19 protein-coding genes and 3 tRNA genes are annotated in these 19722 nt (G+C 31.8%); 1 reads left to right on the forward strand and 21 read right to left on the reverse strand.

Annotated features, from left to right (window positions below; genetic code table 11):
• Positions 1–3 precede the first annotated feature (3 nt).
• The 18 genes from nuoL to CDSE_RS02660 all read right to left on the reverse strand — a co-directional run bounded on the left by nuoL (position 4) and on the right by CDSE_RS02660 (position 16071).
• Positions 4–2022, reverse strand: coding sequence for an NADH-quinone oxidoreductase subunit L (gene nuoL / locus CDSE_RS02575; protein WP_015396452.1), 2019 nt, complete (start codon positions 2020–2022; stop codon positions 4–6).
• Positions 2023–2035: 13 nt separating this feature from the next.
• The gene (gene nuoK, locus CDSE_RS02580) at positions 2036–2344 is read right to left on the reverse strand and encodes an NADH-quinone oxidoreductase subunit NuoK (RefSeq protein WP_200858820.1); all 309 of its coding nucleotides are present in this window, start codon (positions 2342–2344) and stop codon (positions 2036–2038) included.
• Positions 2341–2979, reverse strand: coding sequence for an NADH-quinone oxidoreductase subunit J (locus CDSE_RS02585; RefSeq protein WP_015396454.1), 639 nt, complete (start codon positions 2977–2979; stop codon positions 2341–2343). The genes nuoK and CDSE_RS02585 overlap by 4 nt, the downstream gene beginning before the upstream one ends.
• Positions 2980–2997: 18 nt before the next feature.
• Positions 2998–3486, reverse strand: a complete 489-nt coding sequence (gene nuoI, locus CDSE_RS02590; RefSeq protein ID WP_015396455.1) for an NADH-quinone oxidoreductase subunit NuoI — start codon at positions 3484–3486, stop codon at positions 2998–3000.
• A gap of 22 nt (positions 3487–3508) precedes the next feature.
• On the reverse strand, positions 3509–4564 hold the full coding sequence (gene nuoH / locus CDSE_RS02595) for an NADH-quinone oxidoreductase subunit NuoH (RefSeq protein WP_015396456.1): 1056 nt from the start codon (positions 4562–4564) through the stop codon (positions 3509–3511).
• A 14-nt stretch (positions 4565–4578) separates the two neighbouring features.
• Positions 4579–6927 (reverse strand): NADH-quinone oxidoreductase subunit NuoG, encoded by a 2349-nt coding sequence (gene nuoG, locus CDSE_RS02600; protein ID WP_041186268.1) that lies wholly within the window; start codon positions 6925–6927, stop codon positions 4579–4581.
• Positions 6928–6942: 15 nt separating this feature from the next.
• Positions 6943–8310 (reverse strand): NADH-quinone oxidoreductase subunit NuoF, encoded by a 1368-nt coding sequence (nuoF, locus tag CDSE_RS02605; protein ID WP_015396458.1) that lies wholly within the window; start codon positions 8308–8310, stop codon positions 6943–6945.
• A gap of 3 nt (positions 8311–8313) precedes the next feature.
• Positions 8314–8805: an NADH-quinone oxidoreductase subunit NuoE gene (gene nuoE, locus CDSE_RS02610; protein WP_015396459.1), complete on the reverse strand. Its 492-nt coding sequence runs from the start codon at positions 8803–8805 to the stop codon at positions 8314–8316.
• A 54-nt stretch (positions 8806–8859) separates the two neighbouring features.
• Complete coding sequence (locus CDSE_RS02615; RefSeq protein WP_041186222.1) at positions 8860–10119, reverse strand: NADH-quinone oxidoreductase subunit D; 1260 nt, start codon at positions 10117–10119, stop codon at positions 8860–8862.
• An 11-nt stretch (positions 10120–10130) separates the two neighbouring features.
• On the reverse strand, positions 10131–10745 hold the full coding sequence (locus CDSE_RS02620; RefSeq protein ID WP_015396461.1) for an NADH-quinone oxidoreductase subunit C: 615 nt from the start codon (positions 10743–10745) through the stop codon (positions 10131–10133).
• 56 nt (positions 10746–10801) lie between these two features.
• Positions 10802–11278, reverse strand: a complete 477-nt coding sequence (locus CDSE_RS02625; protein WP_015396462.1) for a NuoB/complex I 20 kDa subunit family protein — start codon at positions 11276–11278, stop codon at positions 10802–10804.
• 42 nt (positions 11279–11320) lie between these two features.
• Positions 11321–11680: an NADH-quinone oxidoreductase subunit A gene (ndhC, locus tag CDSE_RS02630; RefSeq protein ID WP_015396463.1), complete on the reverse strand. Its 360-nt coding sequence runs from the start codon at positions 11678–11680 to the stop codon at positions 11321–11323.
• A gap of 199 nt (positions 11681–11879) precedes the next feature.
• Entirely contained in the window at positions 11880–13064 is a 1185-nt protein-coding gene (locus CDSE_RS02635) for a porin (protein WP_015396464.1), read from the reverse strand.
• Positions 13065–13498: 434 nt separating this feature from the next.
• A tRNA-Leu gene (locus CDSE_RS02640) sits at positions 13499–13585 on the reverse strand.
• Between the two features lie 100 nt (positions 13586–13685).
• Entirely contained in the window at positions 13686–14024 is a 339-nt protein-coding gene (gene secG / locus CDSE_RS02645; RefSeq protein WP_015396465.1) for a preprotein translocase subunit SecG, read from the reverse strand.
• 17 nt (positions 14025–14041) lie between these two features.
• A complete protein-coding gene (tpiA, locus tag CDSE_RS02650; protein ID WP_015396466.1) occupies positions 14042–14791 on the reverse strand; it encodes a triose-phosphate isomerase in 750 nt (249 codons plus the stop codon).
• Between the two features lie 50 nt (positions 14792–14841).
• Positions 14842–15819: an NAD(P)H-quinone oxidoreductase gene (locus CDSE_RS02655; RefSeq protein ID WP_015396467.1), complete on the reverse strand. Its 978-nt coding sequence runs from the start codon at positions 15817–15819 to the stop codon at positions 14842–14844.
• 164 nt (positions 15820–15983) lie between these two features.
• Positions 15984–16071 (reverse strand) — tRNA-Ser (locus tag CDSE_RS02660).
• A 155-nt stretch (positions 16072–16226) separates the two neighbouring features.
• Here CDSE_RS02660 and CDSE_RS02665 point away from each other — a divergent pair.
• Positions 16227–16311, forward strand: a tRNA-Leu gene (locus CDSE_RS02665).
• Between the two features lie 16 nt (positions 16312–16327).
• Here CDSE_RS02665 and pnp read toward each other — a convergent pair.
• The 3 genes from pnp to pssA all read right to left on the reverse strand — a co-directional run bounded on the left by pnp (position 16328) and on the right by pssA (position 19671).
• Positions 16328–18427: a polyribonucleotide nucleotidyltransferase gene (gene pnp / locus CDSE_RS02670; RefSeq protein WP_015396468.1), complete on the reverse strand. Its 2100-nt coding sequence runs from the start codon at positions 18425–18427 to the stop codon at positions 16328–16330.
• A 95-nt stretch (positions 18428–18522) separates the two neighbouring features.
• Positions 18523–18792, reverse strand: coding sequence for a 30S ribosomal protein S15 (gene rpsO / locus CDSE_RS02675; protein ID WP_015396469.1), 270 nt, complete (start codon positions 18790–18792; stop codon positions 18523–18525).
• Between the two features lie 123 nt (positions 18793–18915).
• Positions 18916–19671: a CDP-diacylglycerol--serine O-phosphatidyltransferase gene (gene pssA, locus CDSE_RS02680; RefSeq protein WP_015396470.1), complete on the reverse strand. Its 756-nt coding sequence runs from the start codon at positions 19669–19671 to the stop codon at positions 18916–18918.
• Positions 19672–19722 lie beyond the last annotated feature (51 nt).

The following is a 19722-nucleotide window of genomic DNA, read 5'->3' on the forward strand; positions in this document are numbered from 1 at the left end:
TTATCATCGCATAAACACAAAAAATGTTACCAAAAACACTATACCAATAGTCATTGCAAGAGAATAGTGGTAAATAAATCCTGATTGTATATTTCTACTAATTTTTGAAAAAAAGTAAACACATTTAGCACAACCATTAACTATAAAACCATCAATTAAAACATTATCAATAAAATTCCATAAGAATAATCCAATAGAACGAGCAGATTTAGATATTACTTCATATACATAATCAAAATAATATTTCTCTTCTAAAATTTTATAAAATAGATAAAAGTGTTTCTGTATAAAAAGAATTAAATTATTATTAAATAAACATATGTACCAAGCAATAAAAGCTCCACTTACAGTCAATATGAATGGTATTGATGTAAAAGCATGCATAGTAAAATTGAAACATCCATGCCAATTACTCTCTATTCTATTGATGGCGTTATGTTCACTATTAACTGTAATAACATCATTAAAAAAACCATTAAATAAGAAGTTGTCAGCAAAAACATATCCTAGAAAAATAGATGGAATAGCTAATAACAACAAAGGTATTGTTATAACAAAAGAAGATTCATGAGGAAGATTTTTTACTTCAAATTTACCATCAGATAACTCATTATCTGTTTTTTTATAAGGACCATGAAAAACTAAAAAATACAGTCTAAAAGAATACAAAGAAGTTATAAAAATTCCACTTAACAAAACTATATAAGCAATATTAGAAGCAAAAATATTACTATGTTTAGTTGCTTCTACAATAAGTTCTTTTGAGTAAAAACCTGAAAAAAATGGAGTTCCTACTAAAGACAAAGTTCCTATAAGAAATGTAATCCAAGTTATAGGCATATATTTATATAGTCCACCCATGTTTCGTATGTCTTGATCATGATGCATCCCTAATATTACAGATCCAGCACATAAAAACAATAAAGCTTTAAAAAAAGCATGTGTCATTAAATGAAATACTGCTAATGAATATGAAGAAATTCCTAAAGCAACAGTCATATATCCTAATTGTGATAATGTAGAATAAGCTATAACTCTTTTTATATCATTCTGAATGACACCAAGAATACCCAAAAACAATGCACCTAAAGAACCAACTATGATAATAAAAGATAAAACAAAAGACGAAAACTCAAATAAAATTGAAAACCGTGCAACCATAAAAATACCAGCAGTAACCATTGTAGCAGCGTGTATTAAAGCTGATATAGGAGTAGGACCTTCCATAGAATCAGGAAGCCATGCGTGTAATGGAACTTGAGCTGATTTACCCATAGCTCCTATGAATAAACACAAACATGCTGCTGAAATAAGTGTAATATCAATAGAAAAAAATTTACAATAAAAGAAAGATATACCAACTAAACTATCAACTTGAGAAAATAACTCATGATAATTCATTGTGTTTGTATAAGAGAACAATAAACCTATACCTAATATAAAACCAAAATCTCCAACCCTATTAACTAAAAAAGCTTTCATATTTGCTAAAATAGCAGTAGGTTTATTATACCAAAATCCTATTAGTAGATAAGAAACCAATCCAACAGCTTCCCAACCAAAAAATAATTGCAACATATTGTTAGACATTACTAACATTAACATTGAGAATGTAAATAAAGAAATATAAGAAAAAAAACGCTGATATCCATTGTCATCAGACATATAACCAATAGTATATATATGAACCATCAAAGATACTGATGTTATAATAAGCATCATTATTGATGACAAAGAATCAATTAAAAAACCAATCTCTAACGTAACATCTCCTATGAAACTCCAGGTATATAAATGTGTTTCACAAAAACTATATTCACCACTAATTATTTGGTAGAAGACCCATAAAGACCCAATAAAAGATATAAAAATGCTAGATATTGTAATAGTATGAGATGCACTTTTATTAAAAATAGGCTTTCCCAAAAAACTAGTTCCAAATAATCCAGACAATATAGATCCTAACAAAGGAGTAAAAGCTATAATAAAAAAAATATTAGGATTTGACAAAAAAATATTCATTCTTTACTCTCTATCATCCTTTAAGACTACTAATTTTATCTGAACTTATAGCACCTAAACTTCTAAATAATAGAACTAATAATGCTAACCCTATAGCCACTTCAGCAGCTGCTACTGTCATAATAAAGAACACAAAAACTTGACCTGAAATATCATTAGAAAATCTAGAAAATGATACTAGATTAAAATTCACAGATAAAAGCATTAATTCAATAGACATTAATAGTACTATAAGATTATTCCTATTTATAAAAATACCTACCATTCCAATAGAAAAAATAATAGAACTAAGAATAAGACAATGAGCTAAAGTTAACATCATTTCTCCTCTTCTTTAGAGGAAACTAAATCTTTTTTAATAATGTAATAATTATTCATATTCTTAGGAAATTTAATCATAAGCACTCTATTATTAGGATCAGCCTTTAAAGCCATATTCAAATCATTTGTTTTATTATCTTTTCTAGATCGCAAGGCTAAAACAATAGCAGACATCATTCCTACTAATAGTATAACTGCTCCTAATTCCACAGCCATAATATAATTAGAGTACATAGCTGAACCTATTAAAAAAGAATTAGAAACATCACTATTAATAATAGAGCTATAATTATCACCTTTCCAAGTGGTCCATAATACCATAAATGATTCTGAAACTATAACTAACGCTAAAATAAAAGCAAGAGTAATATTTTTTCCAAGAAATTCATTAGTATATTTAACGTCAATCATCATCACCACAAACAAAAACAATACCATCACTGCGCCAACATAAACTAGAACTAATAATAAAGATAAAAATTCAGCACCTAACAACATCCATATCATGGAAACATTTAGAAAAACAGAAATTAATTGCAAAACAGCCATTACCGGATTATTAGCTGTAATAACAGAAATAGCAGATAAAACGGAAATCACAGACAAAAAGAAGAAAATAAAATCAACGAAACTCATTTCATAACCCTGAAATATTCAACGATAAAAGGAATCTTTAGTTTTTCTATACGAAATATCTGACTCATATTTATCACCAATTGCTAAAAGCATCTCTTTTGTAAAATAAAGATCACCTCTTTTTTCCCCATGGTATTCATAAAAATGAGTTTCAACTATAGAATCTACAGGACAACTTTCCTCACAAAAACCACAAAAAATACATTTTGTTAAATCAATATCATATCTTGTTGTACGACGTGAACCATCATCTCTCTCGTCAGATTCTATACTAATAGCCATTGATGGGCAAATTGCCTCACACAATTTACAAGCTATACAACGTTCTTCTCCATTTGGGTATCTTCTTAAAGCATGCAAACCTCTAAACCTTGGAGATGTAGGTGTTTTTTCATAAGGATAAATCAATGTTGTTTTACTTTTAAAAAAATATTTACCTGTTAAACACATGCCTTTAAAAAACTCAACAAGCATAAGGCTATCTAAAAATATTTTTATAGATTTCATCTTATTCCTCTAATTTCAGAAACTAATACCATATATTCCAAGGACTTTTTACCCAAAAAGCTACTAGTAATAACCAAAAACCAGTTATAGGAATAAATATTTTCCAACCAAGTCTCATTATTTGATCATATCTATATCTTGGGAAAGATGCTCTAAACCAAATAAACAAAGAAACAATAAAAAAAGTTTTTATACCAAGCCAAATCCATCCTGGTACAAGATTGAAAGGAGCAAATCCTAATGGAGAAATCCAACCACCTAAGAAAATTACAGAAGCCATACAAGACAAAAGAATCATATTTGCATATTCAGCAAGAAAAAAAGCGGCAAAGGCAACTCCAGAATATTCAACCATATGACCTGCTACAATCTCAGACTCACCTTCCACAACATCAAATGGATGTCTATTAGTTTCAGCTACAGCTGAAATTATGTAAATAATAAACAAAGGTAATAAAGGCAACCAGTTCCAAGATAAGAATGCAATACCCTTATTAGCAAAAAAACCATTATTCTGAATATTTATAATATCACCAATATTCAAACTTTTAGAAACTAGAACAATTGTTACTAAAATAAAACCAATAGCCAATTCGTAAGATATCATTTGTGCAGATGCTCTTAATGCACCTAACAATGCATATTTTGAGTTAGATGCCCAACCAGCAATAATAGTTCCGTATACACCTACTGATGTTATAGACATAAAATATAAAAGACCAGCATTAATATCTGCAAGAACCATCTCTGGACCAAAAGGAATAACAGCCCAAGCAGCTAAAGCAGGCATAAGAGTAATTACAGGAGCAATTAAAAATAATATCTTGTTAGACTCACTAGGTAATACTATTTCTTTGGTAAGTAACTTTATAACATCAGCAAATGGCTGCAACAAACCATTATAACCAACTCTACTTGGTCCAAGTCTTACATGAAGTGCAGCAATCATTTTTCTTTCCCAATATGTTAGATATGCAACACATAATATTACAGGGAAAACAATAATTAATATTTTTAAAAAAGTATAGAAAATCATTACAAGATTAGCTCCCATAAGATTTGCTAAGTAATTATTCATGGATGAAATTAATTTCAACATTCTAACTTCTCCACATTTAGAAACTCAAAAGAACCGCCCAAAGCAGAGGTACTATCAAAAGTTGCTGATATATACAAACCATTGTCTGGAACTAATTCATCATGGATAGCAGTTAATTTAACACTACCATAATTACTAGAAACCTTAACAACATCACCAGATAATAAGTTTAATTTATTTAAAGTAAATGTATTTAGTCTTAAAGAAGGCAATTCTGAAGCTTTTGTTCTCTGGAGAGAGCAAGAAGCTCTTAATATAGCATCAGAACGATATATAGGGACATCCGCAATTCTTTCAAATAAATTCACATTATCTTCGATTCCTATAAAAGAAATATTGATTCTATTAGAAAGTTTAGTTTTAAAATTAGGAGGTAATGAAACCTCTTTTATTAAATCAGAAGAAGTATAATCAAAACCAGGAAAATTTAATAATCTACCTAATGAACAAAAAATTTTCCAAGCAGGTCTACTAAATCCCAAAGGTTTTACCACACCTTTAAAACTTTGAGACATACCTTGAGAATTTATATATGTTCCCGATGTTTCACTAAAAGGAGATACTGGAAGAATAATATTAGCCCAATTTTTGGCGGTAGAAAAATACGAAGAAAAAGAAACAGAAAATTCAGATTTTTGTATATTTTCTAGAATCTTAGCTCCATTATCCACATCCAAATAAGGATCAGAATGAAGAATCAAATAAGATTTTAATGGTTTATCAAATATTGAGGATTTACATTCCTTCTTTTTAGGGAAAAAACCAGAAATATATCCACCAATACAATTAGCACCGTAAGTCAAAAAACCTAAATCTGATTTAACAATATCAGCAAAATAACCAGCATTAGCTATTAACTTAGAAGAGTTTGGAAGAGATACGGCCATATTTCCTATTAATATAGCTGTTTTTTTATTTTTAACTAAAAATTCTTTAGCAATAACACTTAATAAAGGTTCAAATTCATCCAAATCTAAAAATTCAAATTCCTTTGGAATAGGTTTATTTTCTAATTTTAATAAAATAACAGATAATTTTGCTAAAACTCTATGTATTTTTGAAGGAACAACAGTTAATTGTCCAGCAATATCAATATACTCATCACTTCGATAACTATTAATTAAAAACACCTTGGCTCCAGATTTAGCTGCTTTACGTAATCTATGAGCTAATAATGGATGATCATTTCTAAGTCTTGATCCTACTACCAAGACAACATCTAATTTTTCTATATCTTCAAAAGACATGCCAAGCCAAGGATAACCTTCTATAACATTATCCAGGTTACAATCATTTTTTCTTGTTCTAAAATCTAAATTATCTGAACCCAAATTAGATAATAGCTTAGATAATAAATAGAATTCCTCAACTGTAGAATATTCAGAAGCTATAGCACCTATCTCTTCTGGCCCATATTTATTGCTTATGTTTAATAAATTACTAACAACCTTATCTAAAGCATCATTCCACGATATTTCAACCCAATTGCCATTAACATCCTTAAACAAAGGATGAGACAATCTATCCGAACTATTTAATCCTTCATATGAAAAACGATCTCTATCGCTAATCCAACATTCATTAATAGACTCATTCTCAAAAGGAACAACTCTAGCAACATAATCATCTTTAATTTGCATTGTTAAATTTGTGCCTGTACTATCATGAGGACTTATTGACTTCCTTCTAGATAACTCCCAAGTACGAGCCTTGAATCTAAAAGGTTTTGATGTTAAAGCTCCTACAGGGCACAAATCTATCATATTACCAGAAAGCTCTGATTCTACGTAATTACCTAAAAATGTTGAAATCTCTGATTTTTCACCGCGCCCAAGCATCCCTAATTCCATTACACCTGCAATTTCCTGCCCAAAACGTATACAACGAGTACAATGAATACATCTACTCATTTCCTCAGCAGATATTAAAGGACCTAAGTTTTTATGAAAAACAATTCTTTTTTCCTTCTCTGTGTAACGAGATTTAGTTTTACCATAACCAACAGATAAATCTTGTAATTGACATTCACCACCTTGATCACAAACTGGACAATCCAAAGGATGGTTAATAAGTAAAAATTCTATTACTGAATTTTGTGCCTCTTTAACTTTTTTAGAGTCAGTATATACAACCATACCCTCATTAACTATAGTAGAACAAGCAGGCAAAACCTTAGGAGATTTTTCTACCTCTACTAAACACATACGACAGTTTGCAGCGACTGACAACTTTTTGTGATAACAAAAATGAGGTATAAAACAACCTGTTTGTTTAGTAGCCTGTATAAGATTACTTCCTTTGGGTACTTTTACTTTATTACCATTCACGGTGATTTCAATCATTTGCATTTTCAGACTCTACAAATATTTTTTTACTAAACATGATTTGTTTTCTATATGATAAGAAAACTCATTTTGAAAATGTTTTAAAAAACTTATAACAGGCATTGCTGCTGCATCTCCCAATGCACAAATTGTACGACCCATAATGTTATTGGCTATTGAATTTAATAACTCTAAATCACCAGCATTACCAGAACCATTTTCTATTCTATTTAAAACTCGATAAATCCAACCTGTACCCTCTCTGCAAGGAGTACATTGACCACAACTTTCTTCATAATAAAAATAAGATAATCTTAGTAAAGATTTAACCATACATCTAGTTTCATCAATAACAATAACAGCTCCAGAACCTAACATAGAACCAGCTTTAAATATGGAATCATAATCCATTGTACAATTCATTATAATATCAGCTGGCAAAACAGGTGAACTAGACCCACCTGGAATTACGGCTTTTAACTTATTATTATTACGCATTCCGCCAACCAAATCTAAAATAACACTAAATGGTGTACCTAAAGGCACTTCATAATTACCAGGAAATTTTATATCTCCGCTAATAGAAAAAATTTTTGTCCCACCATTATTGGGTTTTCCTAACTTTAAATATTTATCAGAACCATTTAATATTATCCAAGGAACAGAAGCAAAAGTTTCAGTGTTGTTAATCGTAGTAGGTTTATCATATAGACCAACACTAGCAGGGAAAGGAGGTTTAAATCTAGGTTGACCTTTCTTACCTTCCAATGATTCCAACAATGCAGTTTCTTCACCACATATATAAGCTCCATAACCATGCACTGCATGCAAATCAAAATTAAAATTAGAACCCAATATATTTGATCCTAAAAAACCAGCTAATCTTGCTTCATTTATTGCTTCTTCGAATCGACTATAAACCTCAAAAATTTCACCATGAATATAATTATAACCAATAGTAATATTCATAGCATAAGCAGCTATTATCATGCCCTCTATTACCAAATGAGGATTAAATCTTAATATATCACGATCTTTGAATGTTCCAGGTTCACCTTCATCTGAATTACAAACTAAATATTTCTGACCTTCATATCCACGTGGCATAAAAGTCCATTTCAAACCAGTTGGAAAACCAGCTCCACCTCTACCCCGTAAACATGACATCTTAATTTCTTCTATAACTGCTTCAGGAGTCATATTAGATTCAAGGATTTTTTTTATAGCTTTGTAACCATTTCTTTTTAAATAATCCTCTATTCTCCAATTATTACCATTAATACCGTCAAAAATTAACGGAGAAATATGTCTACCATGGAAACACATGGAATTATTCAAAGTTCCATCTGGCGATGGCTCTAGAGCATTAAATAAAGTATTTTCAGAAAACTCAAATTCCATAGTCTATTCTCCCTTTTCATTTGAGAGAAACTTAATCAAAAAATCTATTTTTTCCTCAGTCATCCTTACACACATTTTATTATTATTAACTAATAAAACAGGAGCATCACCACAAGCACCTAAACACTCACTCTCAACTAAAGTAAATTTCTTGTCCTGAGTAGTCTCATGAAAATCAATACCTAATTTTCTTTTTAAACACAAAGATATTTCAACGCTTCCTCTTAAAGCACAAGAGAGATTAGTGCAAATAGAAATTTTGTTTTTACCAATAGGTTTCGTATTAAACATACTATAAAATGTTGCAACTTCTTGTGCTGCTATAAAAGGCACTCCTATATAATTAGCTACTTCTTTTATAATATCTAAAGATAACCAAGATTTTTCTTCTTGAGCAATAGCCAACGCTGATATTAAAGCGGATCGACGTTCATCCTTAGGAAACTTATCCAGTTCCGAATCTATTCTCTGATATGATTTTTTAGAAAGCAACATATTTTATCTGTCTTCAGTTTAAATAAATTTAAATTTAGATCCTAATACAAATAATTAGCGATCTATTTCTCCAAACACAATATCTTGTGTTCCTATAATAGTAACCACATCAGAAATCATATGGCCTGTTGACATTTCTTCTAAAGACTGCAAATGAGCAAATCCAGGAGCACGAATTTTAACTCTATAAGGTTTATTAGCACCATCTGATAACAAATAAATACCAAACTCACCCTTAGGATGTTCTATTGATGAATAAACTTCACCAACAGGAGCACTAAAACCTTCACTAAAAAACTTAAAGTGATGTATAAGATCCTCCATTCCTGTTTTCATATTTACCCTTTTGGGAGGAGTATACTTACAATTTTCAGTAATAACAACTCCTGGATTTTCACGTAACCATTTCACACATTGACGTATAATCTTATTACTTTCTCTCATTTCAGCTATACGAACCAAATATCTATCGTAGCAATCTCCATTAACACCAACAGGAATATCAAAATCTAAATCTTGGTATATTTCATAAGGTTGATTCTTTCGTAAGTCCCAAACAACACCAGAACCACGCAACATAGGACCAGTAAAACCCAACGCTTTAGCCCTTTCAGGAGAAACTACTCCGACTCCAACTAACCTTTGTTTCCAAATTCTGTTGTTTGTTAAAAGATTTTCATACTCATCTATACACCCAGGAAATCTTTCAGTAAAATCATAAATAAAATCCAACAAAGACCCTGAACGTGCAGCATTCATTCTCTCAAAATCTTTTTTACCATGTATATTTTCAGAAACACTACTATATTGTGGCATAGAGTCAGGCAAGTCTCTATAAACACCTCCAGGTCTATAATAAGCAGCATGCATTCTAGCCCCAGAAACAGCCTCATAACAATCCATTAAATCTTCACGTTCCCGAAAAGCATATAAGAAAACAGCCATCGCACCTACATCTAATGCGTGAGAACCTAATGACATCAAATGATTTAATACCCGTGTAATCTCATCAAACATAACTCTTATATATTGGGCTCTTATAGGAACATCTATTCCTAATAATTTTTCAATTGCCATAACATACGCATGTTCATTACACATCATAGAAACATAATCTAAACGATCCATATAAGGTAAAGCTTGTATATAAGTTTTACTCTCTATTAACTTTTCTGTTGCTCTATGTAACAAACCTATATGAGGATCGGCTCTTTGTACAACCTCTCCATCCAACTCCAAAACCAATCTTAAAACACCATGAGCTGCTGGATGTTGTGGACCGAAATTTAAGGTATAAGTTTTAATATCCATAATAACTATTATAATTATAATCCATATGAACTTTCACGAATAATTCTTGGGGTGATTTCTCTTGTATCAATACTAACATTCTTATATACAACCTTTTTAAGATCTTCATCATAAGTCATCTCTACATGCCCTGACAATGGAAAATCTTTGCGAAATGGATGGCCAACAAACCCATAGTCAGTTATTATTCGCCTTAGATCTGGGTTGTTATTAAATACCACCCCAAATAAATCAAAGGCCTCTCTTTCAAACCATCCAACTCCTGGCCAACATTTTACCAAAGAGTCAATAGCTGGATAATCATTGCTACTTGCCCATGTTCTAACTCGTAGTCTCCAGTTTTTTACGATTGACAATAGATGTATAACAACCGCAAAACGCTTTCCAGAAAAAACTTCATCAACCTCACTAAGACTTGTCTTGCCCCAAGACAAATAATCTACAGCACACAAATCAATACAAGACTCAAAACATAATCTATTATCTGACTTTAAAACATCACAAACATCCAACCAATCATCAGGCATAACTTCTAGTGTCAATTCATTAAAAGCAATATCTAATAAATTCACCTGATAATTTCCTAAAGTCTGACATAGAGTATTTTTTAAAATTTCCAATTGATTCATCTAAATTTAAATCCTTATTTAATAAAGAATATTTACTTTTTCAAAATTTTTTAAAACTACCTTGTAATATTATTATTCGCAGTAATTTTCTTTTGCATTTGAAAAAGACCATAAATCAAAGCTTCAGCAGTAGGAGGACAACCAGGCACATAAACATCAACTGGAACTATACGATCACAACCTCTCACTACTGAATAAGAGTAGTGATAATAACCACCTCCATTAGCACATGACCCCATAGATAAAACCCACCTAGGCTCTGGCATCTGATCATATACTTTTCTTAAAGCTGGAGCCATTTTATTACATAAAGTACCAGCAACGATCATCAAATCAGACTGACGTGGACTTGGTCTAAAAATAATACCAAACTGATCAAGGTCATAACGAGCTGCTCCAGCATGCATCATTTCAACAGCACAACAAGCCAACCCAAAAGTCATTGGCCATATAGAACCAGACTGAGCCCATTTCAGAACCTTATCAGCACTAGTAGTTATAAAACCTTGTTTAAGAATACCTTCTGTAGACATAAATTCAATCTCTGAAAAAAAAACAATATTTTTTATAAGAAACTATTCCCACTCTATAGCACCCTTCTTCCATTCATACACAAAACCAATAACTAAAATAGCTAAAAACACCAAAACAGCAAAAAAACTACTAATACCTAATGAGTCTTGTGCCATAGCCCATGGAAACAAAAACGCAATTTCAAGATCGAATAATATGAACAATATTGCTACCAAATAATAACGTATATCAAACTGCATACGAGCATCACCAAATGATTCAAACCCACATTCATAAGGAGATGTTTTTTCTTGATAAGGAGATCTTTTCCCTAACAAATACCCTAATAGCAATAAAATAAAACCAAGAACTATCGATACCAATATAAAAAAGAACACAGGAAAGTATTGCTCTAAAATCATAACAGTTAATTCCTAATGAAGAAATCTGAAAATAATTTAATATTATAACACTTAGAATAAACTATTACTCTTAAAGAAATATTCTTTTAAAAAATTGAAAGCCACCCTCTACTAAAGACAGGTGGCTTTCAATATTGGAATACACCCAATAAAGCTAAGTATAGTTACGTAACATACCTAAACTACTTGATTATTAGATTTAGAATGAATGACGAACACCAAATCCAACAACCTTACTCTTTGCACTATACAAGAAAGCATAGTCAGAAGCATAAGAACCATAAGCATATAAATTAGTACGCTTAGATAAATTATGTGTATAACCAACACTATAAACATTCATAGCGTCATTATCACCAGTAAGTCTAGCTCCTTTAGGTTTTGCATTTACAGAAACACGTTGCCATGATCCAAAAACGTTATCAGAGTCAGATAATGGAGCACTAACACCAAGAACATAAGAAGTTGAACGGAATCCATCTGCGTATTCTGTAATTAAACGGCTCAATCCTATAAGATCTTTATAACCATCTACATTAAGAGCACCAATCCATCCATCTAAAGTTTTAGCATAAGCTACAGACACCTTTGCAACTTCAAAATCATAAGAACCACCAATTGCATATGATCTTGGACTTACATCAAAATAAGCATCACGCTCTACACGTCTTTTAGAACCATTGATACAATCAAAAGATGCAGCTGCGGTTACTGGACCATTAGAATAACGAATTCCAGTTGTAAAGGCACGATCGTTCTCGTTAGTTCTCCAGTTGGCTGCTTCTTCAGCTGAAAATGCATTGTTTACTGTAATACGTTCAGATTTAGCTGACTTTGTATCCACACTAAAAGAATAACCAACACCAATATCAACACCATTAAAAGAAGGGGTTTGATACATAACCATGTTATCATAGCGAACATTAGCAGTACCAATACTCATTCCCATAGATGATTGTTCAAATCCACCTTTAAATGGATCAATATTATTAAAATACTTACCAGCTATATTAGTTTGACGACCAATATCTACACGACCCCAGGTGTCATTTGCCAAGCCAATAGTAGCCTGTCTTCCAAAGGCTCGGTTTGTCTGCGCAGAATCACCATTTCCTGAATTAAAACCACCCTCTAATACAAACTCGGCGCGCAAACCACTGCCTAATTCCTCAGTACCCTTTAACCCCCAGCGAGAACCACTTTGGGCTCCAGCAACAGGACCAATTCGACTAATCTTATGTTTTACTCGACGAAAATCGCGAACCTCTACAGTGTTTGCACAAACACCTGTATCAACTAATCCATATAAAGTAACAGCCGTTTCTGCCTGGGCAATACCAGCAAAACTGGTAACCAAAGCAGCTGCAAGCAGAGTTTTTTTCATTTAAGAAATCTCCAATAATTTGAGTGACAAGAGCAAAACATACTCAATGCAAAGCCTCTTAACTCCGCAAATGGAAGTTGGAGATATTGCATCAAAATTTAGCTAGACTGACACCAATGACGCACAAAATAAAAGTAAAGTAAGCGTTGTAACAATCATCTTACCATTAATTATTTAACCATTAATCTGCACTATCAATATTTCACTATATTAACAATCAGTCTTTTACTAAATTACTTAACCAGAGAATATTATAATACTCCCATGGTAAAACCCCAATAAAAAACAACAAAAACATAAAAGTGTTACAAACTTACAATAACACAATAAACAAAAAGAAAAAACATTAATAATTAAAAATTAATTACACAAACATTTTATTTAATTAACTTAAAACAATAAAGGTTTAAATTACATTTTTTAAATCAAGCAAATGGTGCCGATGGCGAGACTCGAACTCGCACAGTAATAAAACCACTACCCCCTCAAGATAGCGTGTCTACCAATTCCACCACATCGGCCTTGAACATAAATAACGATGGTAATTGTAACACACAAAAATTAAAACTATATATAGTAAAAATTTTATTATACCATCTTGGTTATTTTGCTAATTATTAGCTATTTAACAGCTATATCAGTTTCAACATTGTTAGGAATAGACGCATCAACACTTTTAACTTCTATATCCATAACACTGGAAACAGGTTGCTGAATAAACATTTTGTTGTTTAAATATGACAATCCAATTGTACTAACAAAGAAAATAATCGCAAACCATTTAGTAGTTCTAGAAAGAAAATTAGCCACTCCAGAAGCTCCAAAAACACTAAAAGCAGAACCACTGGTGCTAAATGAAGAAATATCAGACCCTTTTCCATCTTGCAAAAGAATTAACATAATAATAAAAAAGGCTGAAATAACTTGAATAATTACTACTAATGAATAAAAAGAAATCATTTTTTAAAACCTTAAAATCAACACTTTATAGAAGCAATTGCTAAAAAATCCTCTAGATCCAAGGATGACCTTCCAACTAAAGCTCCATCTATATCAGGCATAGCAAAAAAATCAAATGCATTATCTGGTTTCACACTACCACCATATAATATTTTAATATTATTTACACCTTTACCAATGAATATTTCTCTAATCATAGAATGAATTTTCTGAGCATAATCTGGATTGGCTGGACACCCAGACCCAATAGCCCATATCGGCTCATAAGAAACAATAGCTTTAGAAACTATAGAAGAATCTAACTCTAGAATAGAATTTACCTGTTTTTCAATTATTTGCAATGACTCATTAGATTCGTACTGCTCAAGAGTCTCACCGACACATACTACCGGCACAATATTATTAGATACAGCTGCCTCTATTTTTTTAGACACATCCAAATCTGTCTCTCCATGAAACAGACGCCTTTCAGAGTGACCAACTATTACCCATTTGCAACCAAATTCTCTTAACATTGCACCAGAAACTTCTCCAGTATAAGGACCAGAAGTTCTAAAACTTATATCTTGAGCCCCCCAAGAACATTTACTGTTTTGTAAAAATAACGAAGCCTGGAACAAATATGGATATGGCACACAAACACCCATATCACAATAAAAAGAATCATCTACAGATTTCAAGCCATTGAGCAAATATGCATTATCAAAAAAACTCCCAAACATTTTCCAATTGCCTAAAATAAGACGAGTAGATTTTTTTTTAATCATAAAAATTAACAGCTTCCATAATGTTAAAAATATAAGAACAAGATATTAATCTAGATCTTTAAAATTATTTTACCTATATGCTCTCCAGATTCCATCATCTTATGAGCAGATGAAACCTGATCAAGTGGGAAATAAGCATATGTCACAGGTTTTACAAGTTTTTTTTCTATGAGCGGCCAAACATATTTAATAAGTGATTTGGCTAAATTTGCCTTAAAAGCAACAGATTGAGAACGTAACATTGAACCAGAAATACGTAATCTTTTTTTTAAAATATCAGCACAATTAATAAAACTACGAGACCCACCAAGTAATGCAATTATGGATATAATACCATTCTCTGATAGTATTTTGATATTTCTTTGCAAATAACTACCAGAAACCATATCTAATACCAAATTAACACCATTCATATTTGTCAACTCTAGTATTTTATCTACAAAATCTTCATTTTTATAATTTATACACTTCACGGCACCTAAAGATTCGACAGCAATAACTTTTCTATCAGTCCCTGCAGTAGCATAAACATAATATCCTAGGGCTTTAGCAATTTGAACTGCCATAACACCGATTCCGCTAGATCCACCATGAACTAATAATGAATCACCTACAGATAAATGACCTATACCAAAAACATTACTCCAAACTGTAAAAAGAGATTCTGGCAAACCTGCTGCATCTTCAATGCTAACACTATCAGGAATGATCAAACAATGAGAAATATGAGCTAAGCAATACTCTGAATAACCTCCACCATTAACCAATGCGCAGACTTTATCACCTATATTAAATTCACCAGACGACAGGTCACCATCAATAATCTCTCCGGAAACCTCCAATCCCAATAGGTCTGAAGCTCCATTAGGTGGGTTATATAATCCTTGACGCTGAAAAATATCAGGTCTATTGACACCAGATGCTATTACTTTAATTAAAACCTCTTCTTTTTTAGGTCTTGGGATCGGTCTATTAGCTATACGTAAAACATCAGCTGCACCATAACCATTTATTTCTACAACTTTCACTTGAAAACCTTAAGATAAATAATAAGAAATCCAAAATAAACTTACAGTAAAACTAGCTTACATATTATAAATATATAAGATGTAGTTAAGAAAGCTTGAAAACATAACACCTAAAATAGGTTTATAGTACCTAGAAATTCCAATAAAGAGCACATTAACTTAGTTGGCGGAAGCTCAGGGATTCGAACCCTGGGATCCTCTCGGATCTCTGGTTTTCAAGACCAGTGCAATCGACCACTCTGCCAAACTTCCGTTTTAATTTAATAATAGTTATATACTATTACTATATGTAAATGTTGTAAAGTGTATTTTATATATCTATATCCACACAATAAAAGAAGAAATTTCTTTAGTATAGTAAAAATAAATGATATAATTTACTATTATTGGCAAACAATATATCTACCGCACCTGTGGCGAAATTGGTAGACGCAAGGGACTTAAAATCCCTCGCCGAAAGGCATGCCGGTTCGACTCCGGCCAGGTGCACCATTACACCATATTTGACTTAAGTTTCTTTTAAAACTTTAGCTGATAATCTAAGTCTTCCTTTATCATCAGACTCTATAACTTTAACTTTTATTTTTTGCCCTATTGAAAGAACATCATTAATATTTTGAATTCTAGTACTAGATATTTCTGAAATATGAAGCAGACCATCTCTACCTGGAAATAACTGCACAATAGCACCAAAATCTAAAATACGTAATATTTTTCCCTCATAAACACCACCAACCTCAACATCAGTAGTAAGCTCTACTACCTTTCTTTGAGCTTCTTGCACATTGTCTTTATCAACACCAGAGATTACAACAGTTCCATCTTCTGATATATCTATTTGAGTAGCTGTTTCTTCTGTAATTGAACGTATTGTAGCTCCACCCTTACCAATCACATCTCTAATTTTGTCAGGATTAATTTTTAATGTTAACATTTTTGGAGAATACGAAGACATTTCCAAGCGAGATGAATCTATAGAATTTTGCATTTTATCAAGAATGTATAAACGTCCTTCTTTTGCTTGAGATAAAGCAACATCCATAATATCTTTTGTAATCCCCTGGATTTTAATATCCATTTGCAAAGCAGTGATCCCATCAACTGTTCCTGCAACCTTAAAATCCATATCTCCAAGATGATCTTCATCTCCTAGAATATCAGTTAAAATAGAAAACTTATCATCCTCTAGAATTAATCCCATAGCAACACCTGCAACATGCTTGCCTATAGGAACACCTGCATCCATCATTGCTAATGAACCACCACAAACAGAAGCCATAGACGAAGAACCATTAGATTCTGTTATTTCAGAAACAAGCCTCATTGTATATTGAAAATCTTTGGAATCAGGTAGCATCGGAGTTAATGACCTTCTAGCCAAATAACCATGACCTATTTCTCTTCTTTTAGGAACACCAATACGTCCAACTTCCCCTGTTGCAAAAGGCGGCATATTATAATGAAAAATAAACTTATCTCTATACTCACCAGATAATGAATCTATTATTTGCTCATCATGTTTTGTTCCTAACGTAACAACAACTAAAGCTTGTGTTTCACCCCTAGTAAATAAAGCACTACCATGAGCTCTTGGTAAAACACCAAGACGAATACTAATAGGACGTACAGTTCTTGTATTACGACCATCTATTCTTGGCTCTCCAGATAGAATTTTCCCTCTAACTACCTTAGATTCTATATTAAAAATAATATCATCAAGTACACAATCTGAAATAATTTCATTGTTCTCTATCACCTTACTGCAAACAAACTCCTTAATTCTTATTTTTATTTCTTTCAGTTTTGTTGAGCGCTTTTGTTTCTCTTTAATATTATAAGCTGAAGATATCTCAGAGTAGTAATTATCTGATATTAAATTTACCAAATTACTATCATGACAATTAGGCTCCCAATCCCATTCTGGTTTACCTGCTTCTTTAACTAACTCACAAATATTATCAACAACAACTTGCATCTGATCGTGCCCAAACGCAATAGCTTCTAGCATTAAAGATTCTGATAGTTCTTTAGCAGTAGATTCAACCATTAAAACAGCATCTGATGTTCCTGCTAATACAAGATCTAAATCAGAATGAGATAATTGATTTTTTGTAGGATTTACTATGAATTCCTCTTCTAAATAACCTACTCTTATTGCTCCAATTGGGCCTTTAAAAGGTATTCCTGAAATAGCTAAAGCCGCCGAAGATCCTATCATAGAAATAATATCAGGATCAATTTCAGGATCTACTGATAACACATGAACGACTATCTGAACTTCATTATAAAAACCTTCTGGGAAAAGAGGTCTTAAAGGTCTATCTATTAATCTAGAAGTTAATATTTCTTTTTCAGAAGATTTTCCTTCTCTTTTAAAAAATCCTCCTGGAATCCTTCCAGCTGAATAAGTTTTTTCAATATAATCTACAGTTAAAGGGAAAAAACCTTGGCCACTCTTAGTTTCTTTATTTCCTACAACTGTAGCCAAAACAACTGTATCACCCATAGAAGCAAGAACTGCTCCCGATGCCTGACGAGCAATCTCGCCTGTCTCTAAAACTACATCATGCAAACCATATTTAAATGATTTAATTACTTTCTTAAACACAAAAATATCCTTAAAAAAAAACCGTGGTTATTATGCGAAATAAATTGCGCCAACCACGGTTACAATAACTAACATATAAAAAAATGATAGAACTACTACTTACGCAAATTCAATTTCTCTATTAAACTCTTATAAGAATTAATGTTTCTACTTTTTAAATAATCTAAGAGCTTTCTACGCCTACTAACTAATTTCAAAAGACCTCTACGAGAATGATGATCTTTTAAATGCTTTTTAAAATGACCGGTAAGATCATTAATTCTAGCAGTTAAAATAGCTACTTGCACTTCTGGAGATCCAGTGTCCTTGCCAGAACGTTGGAATTTAGAAACAATACTACCCTTATCTATATCAACAACAGACATATTCAACTTCCTCTAAAACTTGCTTTAAAACTGAGGTGTTTTAAAGTGAAAATAATAAATATAAAAACCAATTATGATTATATACAATTTAATAAGTAAAACAAATATTACTATAATCTATAATTATAAATTCTTATATCGATATTTCTTAATACTAGAAGCTTTACGCCACCTGTACAAAAGAAATCCCCATCCAGACAAACCATATATTACAAACAAACAAAAAAGAACTAACGGAGGATTGCTAGAAATAAAAACAAATACAGCAACTATAAGTAAAATACTCCAAAATGGAACACTTTTACCTAAAGAAATATTTTTACCGCTGTAAAATGGAACATTTATAACCATTGCAATACCAGAATACATTGTAAGAGAGAAAGCAACCCAAGCGACATATCCATCATGAATTGAGATCTTATTATCAACGATCAACCAAACAAAACCTGCAACTAAAGCAGCAGCTGAAGGAGTAGGCAAACCTTGAAAAAACATTTTATCAATATAGTTTATATTAGCATTAAAACGAGCTAATCTTAAAGCAGCTCCAGCCACATAAACAAAAGCAGCAAGCCAACCCCAACGACCAATTTCATGAAGTACAAATTCATAAATCACCAATGCCGGAGCAACTCCAAAAGATGTCATATCAGACAGAGAATCATACTGCTCACCAAAGGAAGATTGAGTATTAGTAATACGAGCTACCCTACCATCCATTCCATCTAAAACCATAGCAACAAAAATAGCAATTGCGGAAATCTCAAAACAATCACTCATTGCTTGGACTATTGCATAGAAACCAGCAAATAAAGATGCTGTAGTAAAAATATTAGGCAACAAATAAATACTACGATGACGATTTTCAAAATCTCGCATAAAAAAATCAAAAAAAAATAATAACAATCTTAAAACAATTAATTTAATAAA

It is taken from the genome of Candidatus Kinetoplastibacterium desouzaii TCC079E, from assembly GCF_000340795.1.
GTDB lineage: Bacteria > Pseudomonadota > Gammaproteobacteria > Burkholderiales > Burkholderiaceae_B > Kinetoplastidibacterium > Kinetoplastidibacterium desouzai.

Excerpts from the sequence above, each read along its gene's own strand:
- nuoL (WP_015396452.1), bottom strand. The coding sequence starts at position 2,022 with ATGAATATTTTTTTGTCAAATCCTAATATTTTTTTTATTATAGCTTTT.
- nuoK (WP_200858820.1), bottom strand. The coding sequence starts at position 2,344 with ATGATGTTAACTTTAGCTCATTGTCTTATTCTTAGTTCTATTATTTTT.
- CDSE_RS02585 (WP_015396454.1), bottom strand. The coding sequence starts at position 2,979 with ATGAGTTTCGTTGATTTTATTTTCTTCTTTTTGTCTGTGATTTCCGTT.
- nuoI (WP_015396455.1), bottom strand. The coding sequence starts at position 3,486 with ATGAAATCTATAAAAATATTTTTAGATAGCCTTATGCTTGTTGAGTTT.
- nuoH (WP_015396456.1), bottom strand. The coding sequence starts at position 4,564 with ATGAATAATTACTTAGCAAATCTTATGGGAGCTAATCTTGTAATGATT.
- nuoG (WP_041186268.1), bottom strand. The coding sequence starts at position 6,927 with ATGATTGAAATCACCGTGAATGGTAATAAAGTAAAAGTACCCAAAGGA.
- nuoF (WP_015396458.1), bottom strand. The coding sequence starts at position 8,310 with ATGGAATTTGAGTTTTCTGAAAATACTTTATTTAATGCTCTAGAGCCA.
- nuoE (WP_015396459.1), bottom strand. The coding sequence starts at position 8,805 with ATGTTGCTTTCTAAAAAATCATATCAGAGAATAGATTCGGAACTGGAT.
- CDSE_RS02620 (WP_015396461.1), bottom strand. The coding sequence starts at position 10,745 with ATGAATCAATTGGAAATTTTAAAAAATACTCTATGTCAGACTTTAGGA.
- CDSE_RS02625 (WP_015396462.1), bottom strand. The coding sequence starts at position 11,278 with ATGTCTACAGAAGGTATTCTTAAACAAGGTTTTATAACTACTAGTGCT.
- ndhC (WP_015396463.1), bottom strand. The coding sequence starts at position 11,680 with ATGATTTTAGAGCAATACTTTCCTGTGTTCTTTTTTATATTGGTATCG.
- CDSE_RS02635 (WP_015396464.1), bottom strand. The coding sequence starts at position 13,064 with ATGAAAAAAACTCTGCTTGCAGCTGCTTTGGTTACCAGTTTTGCTGGT.
- secG (WP_015396465.1), bottom strand. The coding sequence starts at position 14,024 with ATGATTTCTTTTTATTCATTAGTAGTAATTATTCAAGTTATTTCAGCC.
- tpiA (WP_015396466.1), bottom strand. The coding sequence starts at position 14,791 with ATGATTAAAAAAAAATCTACTCGTCTTATTTTAGGCAATTGGAAAATG.
- rpsO (WP_015396469.1), bottom strand. The coding sequence starts at position 18,792 with ATGTCTGTTGTTGATATAGATAAGGGTAGTATTGTTTCTAAATTCCAA.
- pssA (WP_015396470.1), bottom strand. The coding sequence starts at position 19,671 with ATGCGAGATTTTGAAAATCGTCATCGTAGTATTTATTTGTTGCCTAAT.